This is a genomic window from Pseudomonas sp. BN411 (assembly GCF_029871235.1).
In the GTDB taxonomy this organism is placed as follows: Bacteria; Pseudomonadota; Gammaproteobacteria; order Pseudomonadales; family Pseudomonadaceae; genus Metapseudomonas.
Genome location: NZ_SSOM01000074.1, coordinates 100,115 through 115,980, shown reverse-complemented (window position 1 = coordinate 115,980; position 15,866 = coordinate 100,115). Strand labels below are relative to the sequence as shown.

Below are 15,866 nucleotides of genomic sequence, written 5' to 3'. Positions count from 1 at the left end.
CGGCTGCGAGAAAGCCTAGCAGCCGCCCGGTCCGGCGCGATTGCGCGCCCTCAGCCCAGGAAGAGCCTGTAGGCGGGGTTTTCGCTCTCATCCCAGTATGGATAGCCGATCTCGTCCAGGGCGGCGTGCACCAGGGCACGTTCCTCGGCCGGCACCTGCAGGCCGGCGACCACGCGGCCATCGGCGGCGCCGTGGTTGCGGTAATGGAACATGGTGATGTTCCAGCGCCCGCCCAGCTTGTTGAGGAAGTTGAACAACGCGCCGGGACGCTCGGGGAATTCGAAGCGGAACACCAGCTCGTCGCTGATGCGCACGGCATGGCCGCCGACCATGTGACGGATGTGCAGCTTGGCCAGTTCGTTGTCGGTCAGGTCCAGCACCGGGAAGCCCTGGCTACGCAGGTTCTCCACCAGGGCCGCGCGCGGGTCGGTTTCCGGGTGGGTCTGCACGCCGACGAAGATGTGCGCTTCGGCGTCGGTGTTGTAGCGGTAGTTGAACTCGGTGATCTGGCGCTTGCCGATGGCTTCGCAGAAGGCCTTGAAGCTGCCGGGACGCTCGGGAATGGTCACGGCGATGATGGCTTCGCGTTTCTCGCCCAGTTCGGCACGCTCGGCCACGTGGCGCAGGCGGTCGAAGTTGATGTTGGCGCCGGAGTCGATGGCCACCAGGGTCTGGTCGCGCACGCCTTCACGCTCGACGTACTTCTTGATCCCGGCCACGGCGAGGGCGCCGGCGGGCTCGGTGATGGAGCGGGTGTCGTCGTAGATGTCCTTGATCGCCGCGCAGATTTCGTCGGTACTGACGGTGATCACCTCATCCACATGCTGCTTGCAGATATCGAAGGTGTGCTGGCCGATCTGCGCCACAGCGACGCCGTCTGCGAACAGTCCGACCTGCCCCAGCACGACACGCTCGCCAGCGGCCATGGCGGCCTGCAGGCAGTTGGAGTCGTCCGGCTCGACGCCGATCACCTTCACTTCCGGGCGCAGGTATTTGACGAAGGCGGCAATGCCCGCCACCAGGCCGCCACCACCCACCGGGACGAAGATGGCATCGAGGCGTCCCGGATGCTGGCGGAGGATTTCCATCGCCACGGTGCCCTGGCCGGCAATCACTTCCGGGTCATCGTAGGGGTGGATGTAGACGAAGCCCTTTTCTTCCACCAGCTTCAGCGAGTGGGCCAGGGCTTCGGGGAAGGCATCGCCGTGCAGCACCACCTTGCCGCCGCGGGCACGCACGCCCTGCACCTTCAGCTCCGGGGTGGTGCGCGGCATGACGATGGTCGCCTTCACGCCCAGTTCGCGGGCCGCCAGGGCCACGCCCTGGGCATGATTGCCGGCCGAGGCGGTGACCACGCCACGCGCCAGCTCTTCACGCGAAAGCTGGGCGATCTTGTTGTAAGCGCCGCGGATCTTGAAGGAATAGACCGGCTGCAGGTCCTCGCGCTTGAGGAGGATCTGGTTGCCCAGGCGCTCGGTGAGCTGGCGGGCTGGCTGCAGCGGGGTTTCCACGGCGACGTCGTAGACGCGCGAGGTCAGGGTCTTCTTCACGTATTCTTCGAGCATCGCGGCTTCACTGGCGGGCATTTCACGGGAGGACCGAGTCTACCGCAGGGATTCGTCGGGCGACCACATGGTTTGCGGGGTTTAGCGGCTATAATCCGCGCCCTCGACACTCCTCCAATCGGACCACCCCAGCATGACCCAGGACCAGCTCAAGCAGGCCGTCGCCCAGGCCGCCATCGACTTCATCCTCCCCAAGCTCGATGACAAGAGCATCATCGGCGTCGGCACCGGCTCCACCGCCAACTTCTTCATCGACCTGCTGGCCCAGCACAAGATGGCGTTCGACGGCGCCGTGGCCAGCTCCGAGGCCACCGCCCAGCGCCTGAAGGGCCACGGCATCCCGGTGTACGACCTGAACAGCGTCAGCGACCTCGAGTTCTATGTGGACGGCGCCGACGAGAGCAACGAGCGCCTCGAGCTGATCAAGGGCGGCGGTGCGGCCCTGACCCGCGAGAAAATCGTCGCTGCGGTGGCCAAGACCTTCATCTGCATCGCCGACGAGAGCAAGCTGGTGCCCATCCTCGGCGCCTTCCCGCTGCCGGTGGAAGTCATCCCCATGGCCCGCAGCCACGTGGCCCGTCAACTGGTGAAGCTGGGCGGCGACCCGGTCTACCGCGAAGGCGTGCTGACCGACAACGGCAACATCATCCTCGACGTGTACAACCTGCAGATCGACAGCCCGGCGAAGCTGGAAGAGCAGATCAACAACATCGTCGGCGTGGTCACCAACGGGCTGTTCGCCCAGCGTCCGGCCGACCTGCTGCTGCTCGGCACCAAGGACGGCGTGAAGAGCATCAAGCTCTGACGCGACTTCCCGGCCAAACCGTCTAGATTTGATGGCTACGGCGCCGTTCGACGCCGTCCACTGCCACGAACTAGGAGGTGCCCCATGGCCGGGAAATTCCACCTGAAGAAGGCCAACGATGGCCAGTTCCACTTCAACCTGAACGCCGGCAACGGCGAGACCATCCTCACCAGCGAGCTGTACAAGGCCAAGGATTCCGCCTTGAACGGCATCGATTCGGTGCGCAAGAACGCCGCTCGCGACGGCGCCTTCGAAAGCAAGACCGCCAGCAACGGCAAGTTCTATTTCGTGCTCAAGGCCACCAACGGCCAGGTCATCGGCCAGAGCCAGATGTATGCCAGCGCCGCCAGCGCCAGCGCGGGCATCGACTCGGTGAAGAACAACGCCCCCGGCGCCACCCTCAACGACGAAAGCTGATCAGTCGCCGGCCTGCTTGCGGAACGCGTAGAACAGGTTCGGCTCACTGACCAGGTAGAGGTTGCCATCGTTGTCCATGGCCACCCCCTCGGCCTGCGGCACCCCACGCTGCAGGCCGTGCATCCCGCGCAGCAATGACAGCGTGCTGATCGGGCGCCCATCAGCGTTCAGCTCCAGCACCAGCCGCGACTCGTCCGACAGCGCCAGCAAGTGGCCGCTGCGGTCGTCGTATTGCAGGCTGGAAAGATCTCGGACAAAGAGCCGGGCGTCACGCTTGGGGTCGTCCACCACATGCACGGCGAAGGGCTTGTCCGGGTTGGTGTGGGGGAATCCGTGGATCTCGTAGATCCGCACCGGATCGCGCTCCTTGGCCACGAACAGGCGCTGTCCGACCGTGTCGTAGGCCAGCCCTTCGAAGCCTTTGTTGCCGGACAGGCCGATGCCGAGGGAAAGCTGCTGGGAGTCGCCGGCATCGATGGAGGTGGTGTTCTCGTCCACACGTACCTTGATGAGGCGTTGCTGGCGCTCGTCGGTGATCACGTAGACGCCCTTGCTGATGTACTCGATGGCTTCCGGATCGCCGAACCCCACCAGCGGGATGCGACGGATCAAGTGGCCATCCAGGGAAAGCTCGATGATTTCCGGGTGCTGGTTGGTCACGGTGAACAGGCTGTGGCGATCGGGATCGTAGGTCAGCGCGGACACATCGTCGGTCAGGCCTTCGATGGGCTTGGCCTCGATGGCCACCCGATAGTCCGGCAGCCAGATCGAGCGCTCCCGCCACTCCGAGGCGTGGCGCCATTCTTGCAGGACGAACAAGCCCCGCTCGAAGAGTCGGAACTGCTGGGCGACGACACCGAGCACCACCAGCAGCAGGACCAGAAAGGCGGCAACCAGTCGCCACGGGGTCAGGAGTGAACGCATCGATCAGGACTCCGGGATTCAGGACGCGGCGAAGGATACAGAGCGCACCGGATTTCTACCTGAATTGAAGCTTAAAGCCCGAACGAAGGCATGGCGGGCGTTACAAAAGGGGACGGAAATGGCCACCTCGCTGCTACCGGAAGAACGCGCACTCACCACCCTGCATACCATCGCCCTGGCCGTGGCGACCCTGGCCAGCAGCGGCATCGACCGCAAGCTGCTCCTGGAAGGCAGCGGCGTGTCCTGCAACGACCTCGACACCCCCGACAAACTGATCACCCACGCCCAGGAGTTGCGCGTCTTCGCCAATGCCCTGGCCAACACCCGCGATCCGGCGCTGGGCTTGTCCCTCGGCCTGCGCATGCACGTGTCCGCCTACGGCATGCTCGGCTACACCATGCTCGCCAGCCGCACCCTGCGCGATGCCCTGACCATCGCACTCGACCGTCCGGCACTGCTGGGCACATATTTCAAGCTGAGCCTGGAAGACGACGGCGAGGAGGCGCACCTCGTCGCAGTGGGCTATCGCTACGCACCGGAGCTGACGGTGTTCAACAGCGAGCTGTGCCTGACCTCGCTGCTCACCGTGCTGCAGGACCTGCTCGGCACCAGCATCCGCCCGCAGCGGGTTTGCCTGTCGTATCGGCCGCCGCTGCATGCCGCCACCTACGAACAGATGCTCGGCTGCCCTGTGGAGTTCGGCGCCTCACGCAATGCGCTGTGCTTCGACGCTGCGCTGCTCGACCGGACGCTGCCGCTGGCCGACCCGGTCACTTGCCATTACGGGCTGCAACAATGCCTGAAGCTCGACGCCCAGCTCGACAGCCGCCATGACGTGCTCGACCAGATTCGCCACCACCTGGCCGGCAACCTGCGCGACGCCTGCGACCTGGACAGCGTGGCGCGCCAGCTGCACCGTTCCGAGCGCACCCTGCGCCGCCACCTCCAGCAGTTGAACACCAGCTTCCAGCGCCTGCTGGACGAGGTGCGCTACGACAAGGCGCGGCAGTTACTGGTGCAGACCGACCTGCCCATCTACCTGATCGCCGAACAGCTCGGCTACAGCGAAACCGCCAGCTTCCGCCATGCCTTCCAGCGCTGGAGCGGACAATCCCCGAGCCTGTATCGGCGCTAGGCCTGCCAGGGGCCATTGTGGGGGCGAATTCATTCGCCAAGCAGACCGCAGGTCTGCCCTGCGACCTCTGGGGCAGCGCCGCCGCCCTTAGCGAATGAATTCGCCCCCACAGGCTCCTTCTCGCCTCTTCGCAACCTGAATCGCCACTCACAACTTGGCCGAAAATATCCCCTTTTGACCTGATCTATCGTTCAGCACCTACTAGGCTGCTGACAGAATCGCGACAAACAAGGGCCGCTTCACCAGCAGAAAAAGAAAAGCCCAATAAGAACAAATCCTTAGAGCTTGTGATCAGCATGACTAGCGCGATCAGCGTCGAACGTGTGTGCATGGAGTTCGGTGATCCGGGGCAGGGCGTGAAGGCCCTCGACGATGTTTCCCTGGAAATCCGCGCCAACGAGTTCTTCACCCTCCTCGGCCCGTCCGGCTGCGGCAAGACCACTCTCTTGCGGCTCATCGCCGGTTTCGAGCAACCCAGCTCCGGCGCCATCCGCCTCTACGGCGAGCCGATGCAGGGCCTCCCGCCCTTCCGCCGACCGGTCAATACCGTTTTCCAGAGCTACGCCCTGTTCCCCCACATGACGGTGGCGCAGAACATCGCCTTCGGCCTGGAAATGCGCGGGCTCTCCCGCAGCGATATCGAGCAGACGGTGCAGCGCATGCTGGACCTGGTGAAGCTTCCAGACGTGGGCAAACGCCGCGCCGACCAGCTTTCCGGCGGCCAGCAGCAGCGCATCGCCCTGGCCCGCGCCCTGGCCAACAAGCCCAAGGTGCTGCTGCTGGACGAATCGCTCTCGGCGCTGGACCAGAAGCTGCGCAAGGACATGCAGATCGAGCTCAAGCGCCTGCAGCACGAGACCGGCATCACCTTCATCTTCGTCACCCACGACCAGGAAGAAGCCCTGACCATGTCCGACCGCATCGCGGTGATGAGCAAGGGCCGCATTCTCCAGGTCGGCACCCCGACGGAAATCTACGAAGCACCGCTGAACCGCACGGTGGCGGACTTCATCGGTGAAACCAACTTCCTCGAAGGCGAAGCGCTGGAACGTGGTGTCCTGCTGCCCGATGGCCAACTGCTCAGCGCCTACAGCCCCCGCCGTGGCGCCGTCACCCTGGCGATCCGCCCGGAGCGCACCTGCCTCGACGAACAGGGCAACCTGGCCGGCGAGATCGAGAACGTGGTCTACGTCGGCACCGACACCGTGTACCACCTCAACATCGCCGGACAGAGCGGCTTCCGCGTACGCCAGCAGAACCGCAACGGCGCACTGAACGCCTACGCGACCGGCGAGAAAGTGCGAGTGCAGGTACCCAGCGAAGCCATCCGGGTGCTGGTCGAATGAGCACCCTGCGCGCCCAGGCGGAACGCCGCCAGTTGCGCCGGCGCCTGGCACTGACCAGCCCGGCAATGATCGCCCTGCTGGTGTTCCTGGTCCTGCCGCTGGGGATCATGTTCCTGGTGTCGATCCTGGCACCCGGCGACTACGGCGGCGTGAAGTGGGACCAGTATTCGCTGGAGGCCTACATCAACTTCCTCTACGAGCGCGATCTGGACGACAGCCTGGTGTTCAACACCGACTACCTGCAGATCTTCCAGCGCTCCTTCTGGCTCTCGGTGCTGACCACCGTCGGCTGCCTGCTGATCGGTTTCCCCACTGCGCTCTACCTGGCGCTGCAGAGCGAGCGCAAGCGCAACCTGCTGCTGTTCCTGGTCACCGTCCCCTTCTGGACCAACCTGCTGGTGCGGGTCTACGCGTGGATCCTGCTGCTGCGCAACGGCGGCCTGGTGGACAGCGGCCTCGGCGTGTTCGGCTTGTCCGACGGTGCGCTCGGCCTGCTCTACACCGACGTCGCGGTGGTGATCGGCCTGCTCTACACCTTCCTGCCGTTCATGGTGCTGCCCATCTACACCAGCCTCGAAAAGCTCGACTGGCGACTGGTAGAAGCCGCCTTCGACCTCGGCGCCAACCGTTTCCAGGCCCTGCGCCGGATCATCGTGCCGCTGGCCATGCCGGGGATCGTCGCCGGCGCGATCCTGGTGTTCATTCCCTCGCTGGGCAACTACATCATTCCCGAGCTGCTGGGGGGCGGTAAGTCGCTGATGATCGGCAACCTGATCCAGCTGCAGTTCGGCGCATCCCACAACTGGCCGCTGGGCGCGGCGCTGTCCTTCGCCCTGCTCGGTTTCGTGCTGCTGGCGATGCTGCTCTACAGCCTGCGCTTCAAGCAAGCCACCGGGGGAGGCCATCCATGAACATGCAGAACCCGCTCTGGCGCTTCACCGGGGTAAGGCCGACCGCCTGGCTGTTCTTCGCCTTCCTCTATGTGCCGATCCTGGTACTGGTGGCGCTGAGCTTCAACGGCGGACAGTCGGCGACCATCTGGGAGAGTTTCAGCCTGAAGTGGTACTCGGTGGTGGCCAACGACCCGGAGATCGTCCGGGCGGCGAAGAACTCGCTGATCGTCGCCACCTTCGCCACCCTGATCGCCACCTCACTGGCCACCCTCGCCGCGCTGGGCATGCGCGGCCGCGCCTTCCGGGGGCAGACGCTGATGAGCGGGGTACTCGGCCTGCCGCTGCTGGTGCCGGAGATCGTCACGGCCGTGGCCACCCTGATGTTCTTCGCCTTCATCGGGCTCAAGCTCTCGCTCTTCACCATCCTCATCGCCCACGTGGTGTTCTGCATCCCCTTCGCCTACCTGCCGATCCGCGCGCGCCTGGAAGGCATGGACCCGCGTCTGGCCGAAGCCGCCGCGGACCTCTACGCCTCGCCCTGGAAAGCCTTCTGGAAGGTGACCTTCCCGCTGCTGATGCCCGGCATCCTTTCCGGCGCGATGCTCGCCTTCATCATTTCCATGGACGACTTCGTCATCACCTACTTCGTCGCCGGGGCGGGAGCCACCACCCTGCCGGTGTACATCTTCAGTTCGATACGGATGGGCATTTCGCCGAAGATCAATGCGATCTCCTCGATCATCCTCGTGATTTCCATAGCTTTCGTTGCATTGTCCTACTACGTCGGGCAGCGCAAGCGCTGACCCGCTTCCGACCAGCAAGGAGCTTGACCATGACCCGTCGTACACCGCTCGCGCTCGCCATACTGCTCGCCTCCGGCCTCGCCGGTTCCGCGCAGGCCGCAGCGACCCTGCACTTCGCCAACTGGTCGGACTACTACCCGCCGGAGCTGCTGCAGAAGTTCGAGAAGGACACGGGCATCAAGGCCACCCTGGACGCCTACGACAGCAACGAAACCCTGCTGGCCAAGCTGAAGGCCGGCGGCGGCGCCTACGACGTGGTGGTCCCGTCCGACAGCTTCATCCAGATCATGGTGCAGGACGGCCTGCTGCAGAAATTCGACAAGAGCAAGCTGACCAACCTGAAGAACCTCAAGACCAACTTCCAGACCCTCGGCTTCGACCCGGGCCACGACTACAGCGTGCCCTACCTCTGGGGCACCACGGGCTACAGCTATGACAGCAAGCAGGTGCCCGGCGGCAAGCTGGATGAGAGCTGGAAGCCCTTCTTCGAGCCGCCGGCCGAGCTGAAGGGCAAGGTCGTGGCGCTGAACTCGATCGAAGACCTGTACATCGCCGCCTCTCACTACCTGTCCATCGACCAGTGCACCGAGGACCCGAAGGACGCGAAGAAGATCCAGGACCTGCTGCTGGCACAGAAACCGCTGCTGGCCATGTACAACAGCGACGGCACCATTGAGCGCATGGCCGCCGGTGAAGTGGCCATGCACATGCAGTGGAACGGCGCCTTCCACCGCGCCCATGCCCAGCGCGACAGCCTGGTGTACGTCTATCCGAAAGAAGGCATCCACGTCTTCATCGACAACCTGGTGATTCCCAAGGACGCGGTGAACGTCGAGGAGGCCCACGCCTTCATCAACTGGATGATGCTGCCGGAGAACATCGCCGCCGCCTCCAACTTCGCCAAGTACAACAACGCCATCGAGGGCTCGGACAAGTTCATGGAGAAGGAACTGTTCGACGACCCGGCCATCAACACCCCGCAGGACAAGCTCGACCGCCTGCGCACCTTCAAGCTCTGCTCGCCCAAGGCCCTGAGCCTGCGCAGCAAGGTGTGGACCAAGCTGAAGAAGTAAGCCGGAAAAACGCCATCCTACGAACGCTTTTTAGTAGGTTGGTCCGAGCGCAGCGAGGCCCAACGTTTTGCCGGTAATTCCGCGTGTTGGGCTTCGCGTAGCTCAGACCAACCTACATCAGTGCGTAGATACAAGGGTGGATGTCGCTTTTCACATCCACCAATGGCGAATCCGAAAGCCATCACCCCGGCCAACCACATTGGCCACTTCGATCCCTTTTTGACCCTTTGCGGGGTTCTGCCCCCGGTATTCCACTGACAGAATCGAAGCGCATGCAACTAGCGGGCGCCCCACAGACGGGTGCCGATCCAACAAGAACAATGGCTAGAGAGATATGAAGATGTCCCGTGCGCTGTCGCTTCACACCGCCCTTCCTCCGTCCCTCCAGCGGACACCCCGTCTCCACCCTTACTGACTGCCCGCGCACAGCCGGATGCGCAACGGACCCGGCCTCGCACGCGCAAGGATGGCTCGCATCGCGACCCAGGCGCCGCCCAGCGGCGCGCAGTAAACCGGAGAGAAGAATAATGTCCACCCCGTCCGCCAGCCTCGACAACAGCGGCAGCCTGCCCAACGAATTCACCCACAGCGCCCAGGGCACGGCCCTGCGCCGGATACTCGGGCTGCCCGCCCTGGTGTTCTTCGGCCTCGTCTACATGGTGCCGCTGACCATCTTCACCACCTACGGCGTGGTCACCGAAATGACCGGCGGCCGTACCGCCCTGGCCTACGTGGTGACCCTGCTGGCGATGATCTTCACCGCCCTGTCGTACAGCTTCATGGTCCGCCGCTACCCCATCGCGGGCTCAGCCTATTCGTACACCAGCCTGAGCTTCGGCCCCGGCGTGGGCTTCCTCGCCGGCTGGTCGCTGCTGCTGGATTACCTGTTCCTGCCGATGATCAACTACCTGGTGATTGGCCTGTTCCTCAACATCGCCTTCCCCGAGGTGCCGGCCTGGGTCTTCGTCGTCAGCACCATCGCCCTGGTGACCGTGCTGAACATCCTCGGCATCAGCTCGGTATCCGGCATGAGCAACCTGATCGTGATCGCGCAGGTGGTCTTCGTCCTGGTGTTCCTGGCGATGGCTGGCCGGAGCCTGTTCGACGCCCCCATCGACTTCACCACGCCCTTCCTCGGCGACGGCACCCAGCCGGGCCTGGCGCCCCTGATGGCCGGCGCGGCGGTGCTCTGCCTGTCGTTCCTCGGCTTCGATGCGGTCTCCACCCTGGCCGAAGAGGCCCACGACCCGAAACGCGACATTCCCCGCGCCATCATCATCACCACCCTCTGCGCCGGCGTGCTGTTCTTCGTCCTGTCGCTGGTGGCTCAACTGGTGTTCCCCGGCAGCGTCTTCCAGGACGTGGATGCCGCCGCCAACGAGGTAATGCTGAAGGCCGGCGGCCAGTTCCTCGCCGCCTTCTTCACCGCCACCTACGTGGCCGGCGCCGCCGGCTCGGCGCTGGCGTCCCAGGCTTCGGTTTCGCGCATCCTCTACAGCATGGGCCGCGACGGAATCCTCCCGCGTCGCCTGTTCGGCACCCTGTCCGAGCGCTTCCACACCCCGACCGTGGCCATCCTCATCGTGTCGCTGGTGTCGCTGCTGGCAGTGGTCATCGACCTTGCCACCCTGGCGTCGATGATCAGCTTCGGTGCGCTAGTCGCGTTCTCCGCAGTGAACCTGGCGGTGATCCGTACCCACCTGTTCGACGGCCGTCCGCGCCAACCGGGTGATCTCGTTCGTTATGGCCTGGTCCCGGCGATCGGTTTTGCCCTGATCGCCTGGCTCTGGACCAGCCTGTCGGGGCTGACCCTGGCCATCGGCCTTGGCTGGTTCGCTATCGGCCTGGCTTACCTGGCGATTCAGACCGGTGGCTTCCGCCGCAAGGCGCCGCAAGTGCAATTCTCTGAATTCGAATGATCCCCAAGACCTGCTAGCCGAAAGGAGACGCTGATGCTGACGATCTATTCCGACGACCACCACCTGCACCACGGCAAGCACGAGCTGATCGGTGGCCAGTTCACCCCCTGCTTCGAGAAACCGAGCCGGGCCGACATGGTGCTGGACCGCGCCAAGGCGGTGAAACTCGGCGCCATCCAGACACCGACCGACTTCGGCCTGTCGCCCATCCTGCGGGTGCACAGCGAAGGCTTCGTGAACTTCCTGAAGAACGCTTGGAGCGACTGGCAGGCCAAGGGCCGCAGCCACGACATGCTGCCCATCGCCTGGCCAACCCGGCGCCTGCGCCAGGTGGAGCCCACCGACATCGACGGACGCCTGGGCTACTACTCCTTCGACGCTGGCGCGCCCATCACCGCCGGCACCTGGCAGGCCATCACCAGCTCGGCCAACGTCGCCCTCAGCGAGCAAGCCGAACTGCGCAAGGGCGCCCGCGGCATCTTCTCCCTGTGCCGCCCACCGGGCCACCACGCCGCCGCCGACTACATGGGCGGCTACTGCTACCTGAACAACGCAGCCATCGCCGTGCAGGCCATGCTGGATGCCGGGGCAAAGCGGGTCGCGGTGCTGGACGTGGACTATCACCACGGCAACGGTACCCAGGACATTTTCTACGACCGCGCCGACGTGCTGTTCACCTCGATCCACGGTGACCCGCGCTTCGAGTATCCCTACTACCTGGGCTTTGCCGACGAGAAAGGCGTGGGTGCAGGGGAAGGCTTCAACTTCAACTACCCGCTGGCTTCGGGCATCGACTGGTCCGTCTGGAGTCTGGCACTCGCCGACGCTTGCCGGCAGATCGCCGCATACGCGCCGGACGCCCTGGTGGTGTCGCTGGGCGTGGATACCTTCAAGGAAGACCCGATTTCGCAGTTCAAGCTGGACAGCCCGGATTACCTGCGCATGGGCGAGATCATCGGCAAGCTCGGCCTGCAGACGCTGTTCGTGATGGAAGGGGGTTATGCGGTGGAGGAGATCGGCATCAACGCGATCAATGTGTTGCAGGGGTTCGATAGCGTGGCGTGAGGTATTCAGGGAAATGGCATTTGTGGGGGCGAATTCATTCGCTATGCAGACCGAAGGTTTGCCCTTCGGATCATTCCGGGGGCAGCTGCGCTGCCCTTAGCGAATGAATTCGCCCCCACAAGGTTTTGTCAGTTCACCCGCTCAACGAACTCCACATCCACCTCGCGGCCCGTCAGGTCGCGATCCACTTCGCCGGTCAGCTTGACGGTGTCTTTCTCGCCGATGGACATCGGCGGCCAGTCTTCGTCGTCGATTTCCACCTTCATGGCGCCGGTAGCGTCCTTGAACTCGTAGATATCGCCCTTGATGCGGCGGACGATCTGTCCCTTCAGTACCACCGGAGCGTCGTCGGCAGCCTCCAGGGCGGCGGCGACGGTGTTGATCTGGGCAGTGGCACCCGGACCGGTGTAGCTGCTGGCCATAACGGCGGTAGAGAACAGCGGAACGGCCAGCAGGGCGAGGTATTTGGCTTTCATGGAAGTGATCCCGTGTGTTTGTAGATGACGGGATCAAGCTAGGGCGACTGGCTGAAACGAGGCTTAAAAGCGCCTTAAGCGAAGCTTAACGGGGACGGACCATTCAGCCCTTGTCGGCGCTGACGACAAGTTCCTTGCGGAACACGTAGAACAGGTTCGGCTCGCTGACGACGTAGATGTCGCCGCTCTCGTCCATGGCCACGCCTTCGGCTCGGGGAATACGGCTGTCCAGTCCGTTCATGCCGCCGAGCAGACTGATGAAGCTGACGGGGTCACCCTGTTCGTTCAGCTCCAGCAACAGGTTGGATTGGGCCGAGAGCACCAGCAGATGGCCGGTGCGCGGGTCGATGCTCAACGCCGACAGGTTGCGCATGCCCAGGCCGTAGCTGGGCAACGGGCGCAGCGCTTCGCCAAGGGTCTCGTTGCCATCGCTGCCGAGGCTGAACAGGGCGACGGGGCCACGCTCCTTGCCGAGGATCAACTGCCCGTTGAGCGGGTCCCAGGCGATGCCTTCGAAGCCCTTGTTGCCCGAGTCCGGGAAGCCCAGATCGAACTCGTTCGTCACGTCGGCGCTCAGTTCGCGGGTTTCCGGGTCCAGCTCGAAGATCGACAGGGTACGACGGCGCTCATCGGTCACCGCCACATGGCCACCTTCCAGCACGGCCACGCCTTCGGGGTTGGAGAAGCCCTTCAGCGGGATCTTGCGCAGCACCTCACCCTCACGGCTCAACTCCACCAGAGTCGGCGATTTGCCGGTCACGGTGAACAGGGTTCCGGTGACGGGGTTGTAGGCCAGATCGGAGGTTTCGTCGTTTTCCAGGCCTGCCAGGGGCTTGCCCTGCAGCACGGCCTTGTAGCCCGGCAGCCAGATGCTGTCGGCCCGCTGCTCGTCGGTCAGCTGCTGCTCGGCCAGCCAGACCAGGGCGCGGTCGTCCCAGTGCATGTAGCGCGTGAGGGCGGTGGCACCAGCGAGGGCGGCGACCAATCCCAACATCAGCCGGCGGCGGCGAATGAACGGCGGGAAACGGAACGTCATCGGGGACTACTCAACGATGGGGTCGGCAAGAGATAGCCATATGCCAGTGAAAGTTCCGTGAAATGGTCTGCCGCCGGTCGGCCCGACTAAAGGACGCGGCTTTCGAAGCTGCTGTGGCCCACCAGCTCCAGCACCAGCGCATCGCCCTGATTCAACGGGCCGACGCCCACCGGAGTGCCGGTGAGGATGACGTCGCCCGGTTGCAGGCTGAAATGACCGGCCATGTGCTGGATCAGCGGCAGGATCGGATTGAGCATGTCGCGGCTGTTGCCGTCCTGGCGGACCTCGCCGTTGATGGTCAGGCGGATGCCGATATCGTCCAGGCCCTCCGGGGCATCGCCCGGCACGAAGGGCGCCAGCACACAGGCGCCGTCGAAGCTCTTGGCGATTTCCCAGGGCAGGCCCTTCTCCTTGAGCTTGGCCTGCACGTCGCGCAGGGTCAGGTCCAGGGCCGGTGCGAAGCCGGAGATGGCGTCGCGCACTTCTTCCGCATCGGGATGGCGGGACAGCGGCTTGCCGATCAGCACGGCGATTTCCGCTTCGTAATGTACTGCGCCACGGTCCTGGGGAATGCTGAAGCCGCCGGCCAGCGGCACCGTGCAGGAGCCCGGCTTGATGAACAGCAGCGGTTCGGTCGGCACGGGGTTGTTCAGTTCCTTGGCGTGCTCGGCGTAATTGCGGCCGACGCAGACCACCTTGCCCAGGGAGAAGTGGATCGGAGTGCCATCGACATACTGGTGCTGGTAGCTCATTTACCGACTCCTGTTGAACGCAACGCTGAAAGCGTCACGAGCGAAGGCCAGGCAAGGCGAGATCAGGCGAGGAAGCGGAGTTTACTGTTGTAAATGAGCATTCCGAGCCTGAGCTCAACGCAGCATGGCCGAGCGCAGTAGCTTTCAGTTGAAAATCTTGCCGGGGTTCATGATGCCGTTGGGATCGAACACCGCCTTGATCGCCTTCATCACGGCGATTTCCGGCTCCGAACGGCTATAGCCGAGGTAATCGCGCTTGGTCATGCCCACGCCGTGCTCGGCGGAGATCGAGCCGTTGTACTTCTGCACGGTCTCGAATACCCACTTGTTCACGGTGGCGCACTTGGCGAAGAACTCGTCCTTGGACAGGTTGTCCGGCTTGAGGATGTTCAGGTGCAGGTTGCCGTCGCCGATATGGCCGAACCAGACCACTTCGAAGTCCGGGTAGTTGGCTTCGACGATGGCGTCGATGTCGTGCAGGAAGGCCGGCACCTTGGAAACGGTGACCGAGATGTCGTTCTTGTACGGGGTCCAGTGAGAGATGGTCTCGGAGATGTACTCACGCAGCTTCCACAGGTTCTGCAGCTGTTGCTCGCTCTGGCTCATCACGCCATCCAGCACCCAGCCCTGCTCGACGCAATGCTCGAAGGTGGCCAGGGCGTCGTTGGCGATTTCTTCACTGGCGGCTTCGAACTCCAGCAGCGCATAGAAGGGGCACTCGGTCTCGAAGGGCGCCGGCACGTCGCCACGGGCCAGGACCTTGGCCATGGCCTTGTCGGAGAAGAACTCGAAGGCGGTGAGGTCCAGCTTGCTCTGGAAGGCGTGGAGCACCGGCATGATGGAATCCAGGTCCGGCGAACCCAGCACCATGGCGGTGAGGTTCTTCGGCGCGCGATCCAGGCGCATGGTGGCTTCCACCACGAAGCCCAGGGTGCCTTCGGCGCCGATGAACAGCTGGCGCATGTCGTAGCCGGTGGCGTTCTTGATCAGGTCCTTGTTCAGTTCCAGCAGGTCGCCAGCGCCGGTGACTACCTTCAGGCCGGCTACCCAGTTACGGGTCATGCCGTAGCGAATCACCTTGATCCCGCCGGCATTGGTGCCGATGTTGCCACCAAGCTGGCTGGAACCGGCGGAAGCGAAGTCCACCGGGTAGTACAGGCCCTTTTCCTCGGCAAAGTTCTGCAGCTGCTCGGTGATCACGCCCGGCTGGCAGACCACGGTGCGGTCGAACTCGTTGAATTCGAGGATCTGATTCATGTAATCGAAGGCGACGACCACTTCGCCGTTAGCCGCCACAGCCGCAGCGGACAGACCGGTACGGCCGCCGGACGGCACCAGCGCGACCTTGTGCTGGTTGGCCCAACGCACGATGGCCTGCACCTGCTCGATGGTCTTGGGGAAGACGATGGCGCTGGGCGCGGGGGCGAAATGCTTGGTCCAGTCCTTGCCGTAAGCGTCCAGGGACGGGGCATCGGTCAATACCTTGCCGGGTTCAACCAGGGTCTTCAGCTCTTCGATCAGGGCAGCGTTGGTCATCAGCGAAACTCTCAAATCATTCATGGTCGCCCTGAGAACGTTTCAGGTCGCAACCGAGCAAGGAAAAAGGAGATCATGCTAGCATACGCACCCCGTGAATCGTGCGCTCCAGCCGATATTC

15 protein-coding genes are annotated in these 15,866 nt (G+C 63.9%); 9 read left to right on the top strand and 6 right to left on the bottom strand.

Going from position 1 to position 15,866, the window contains the following annotated elements:
• Positions 1–50: 50 nt before the first annotated feature.
• A complete protein-coding gene (ilvA, locus tag E8F06_RS21470; RefSeq protein ID WP_280370823.1) occupies positions 51–1,565 on the bottom strand; it encodes a threonine ammonia-lyase, biosynthetic in 1,515 nt (504 codons plus the stop codon).
• A gap of 133 nt (positions 1,566–1,698) precedes the next feature.
• Between ilvA and rpiA the strand changes: the two genes are divergently transcribed.
• Together rpiA and E8F06_RS21460 are read left to right on the top strand one after the other, a co-directional pair.
• On the top strand, positions 1,699–2,370 hold the full coding sequence (gene rpiA, locus E8F06_RS21465) for a ribose-5-phosphate isomerase RpiA (protein WP_280370822.1): 672 nt from the start codon (positions 1,699–1,701) through the stop codon (positions 2,368–2,370).
• A gap of 84 nt (positions 2,371–2,454) precedes the next feature.
• The gene (locus E8F06_RS21460; protein ID WP_280370820.1) at positions 2,455–2,787 is read left to right on the top strand and encodes a YegP family protein; all 333 of its coding nucleotides are present in this window, start codon (positions 2,455–2,457) and stop codon (positions 2,785–2,787) included.
• Here the strand turns inward: E8F06_RS21460 and E8F06_RS21455 are convergent, their stop codons facing one another.
• Positions 2,788–3,711, bottom strand: coding sequence for an SdiA-regulated domain-containing protein (locus E8F06_RS21455; RefSeq protein ID WP_280370818.1), 924 nt, complete (start codon positions 3,709–3,711; stop codon positions 2,788–2,790).
• Positions 3,712–3,829: 118 nt separating this feature from the next.
• On the opposite strand from E8F06_RS21455, the gene E8F06_RS21450 reads away from it, so the two are divergent.
• From E8F06_RS21450 to E8F06_RS21420, 7 genes are all read left to right on the top strand, one after another.
• Positions 3,830–4,846 (top strand): AraC family transcriptional regulator, encoded by a 1,017-nt coding sequence (locus E8F06_RS21450; protein WP_280370816.1) that lies wholly within the window; start codon positions 3,830–3,832, stop codon positions 4,844–4,846.
• Between the two features lie 296 nt (positions 4,847–5,142).
• Positions 5,143–6,192 carry an ABC transporter ATP-binding protein gene (locus tag E8F06_RS21445; RefSeq protein ID WP_280370814.1) on the top strand — a complete coding sequence of 350 codons (1,050 nt, stop codon included), beginning with the start codon at positions 5,143–5,145 and terminating at the stop codon, positions 6,190–6,192.
• Complete coding sequence (locus E8F06_RS21440) at positions 6,189–7,103, top strand: ABC transporter permease (protein ID WP_280370812.1); 915 nt, start codon at positions 6,189–6,191, stop codon at positions 7,101–7,103. The genes E8F06_RS21445 and E8F06_RS21440 overlap by 4 nt, the downstream gene beginning before the upstream one ends.
• A complete protein-coding gene (locus E8F06_RS21435) occupies positions 7,100–7,888 on the top strand; it encodes an ABC transporter permease (RefSeq protein WP_190833262.1) in 789 nt (262 codons plus the stop codon). The genes E8F06_RS21440 and E8F06_RS21435 overlap by 4 nt, the downstream gene beginning before the upstream one ends.
• A gap of 29 nt (positions 7,889–7,917) precedes the next feature.
• Positions 7,918–8,961 carry an extracellular solute-binding protein gene (locus E8F06_RS21430; RefSeq protein WP_280370809.1) on the top strand — a complete coding sequence of 348 codons (1,044 nt, stop codon included), beginning with the start codon at positions 7,918–7,920 and terminating at the stop codon, positions 8,959–8,961.
• Between the two features lie 527 nt (positions 8,962–9,488).
• Complete coding sequence (locus E8F06_RS21425) at positions 9,489–10,880, top strand: APC family permease (RefSeq protein WP_280370807.1); 1,392 nt, start codon at positions 9,489–9,491, stop codon at positions 10,878–10,880.
• 33 nt (positions 10,881–10,913) lie between these two features.
• Positions 10,914–11,945, top strand: coding sequence for a histone deacetylase family protein (locus E8F06_RS21420; RefSeq protein WP_280370805.1), 1,032 nt, complete (start codon positions 10,914–10,916; stop codon positions 11,943–11,945).
• 128 nt (positions 11,946–12,073) lie between these two features.
• Here the strand turns inward: E8F06_RS21420 and E8F06_RS21415 are convergent, their stop codons facing one another.
• The 4 genes from E8F06_RS21415 to E8F06_RS21400 all read right to left on the bottom strand — a co-directional run bounded on the left by E8F06_RS21415 (position 12,074) and on the right by E8F06_RS21400 (position 15,745).
• The gene (locus E8F06_RS21415; RefSeq protein WP_280370803.1) at positions 12,074–12,421 is read right to left on the bottom strand and encodes a NirD/YgiW/YdeI family stress tolerance protein; all 348 of its coding nucleotides are present in this window, start codon (positions 12,419–12,421) and stop codon (positions 12,074–12,076) included.
• Positions 12,422–12,524: 103 nt separating this feature from the next.
• Complete coding sequence (locus E8F06_RS21410) at positions 12,525–13,415, bottom strand: SdiA-regulated domain-containing protein (RefSeq protein ID WP_280370999.1); 891 nt, start codon at positions 13,413–13,415, stop codon at positions 12,525–12,527.
• A gap of 128 nt (positions 13,416–13,543) precedes the next feature.
• Entirely contained in the window at positions 13,544–14,209 is a 666-nt protein-coding gene (locus tag E8F06_RS21405; protein ID WP_280370802.1) for a fumarylacetoacetate hydrolase family protein, read from the bottom strand.
• 144 nt (positions 14,210–14,353) lie between these two features.
• A complete protein-coding gene (locus E8F06_RS21400; protein ID WP_151131327.1) occupies positions 14,354–15,745 on the bottom strand; it encodes an FAD-binding oxidoreductase in 1,392 nt (463 codons plus the stop codon).
• Between the last annotated feature and the right edge of the window lie 121 nt (positions 15,746–15,866).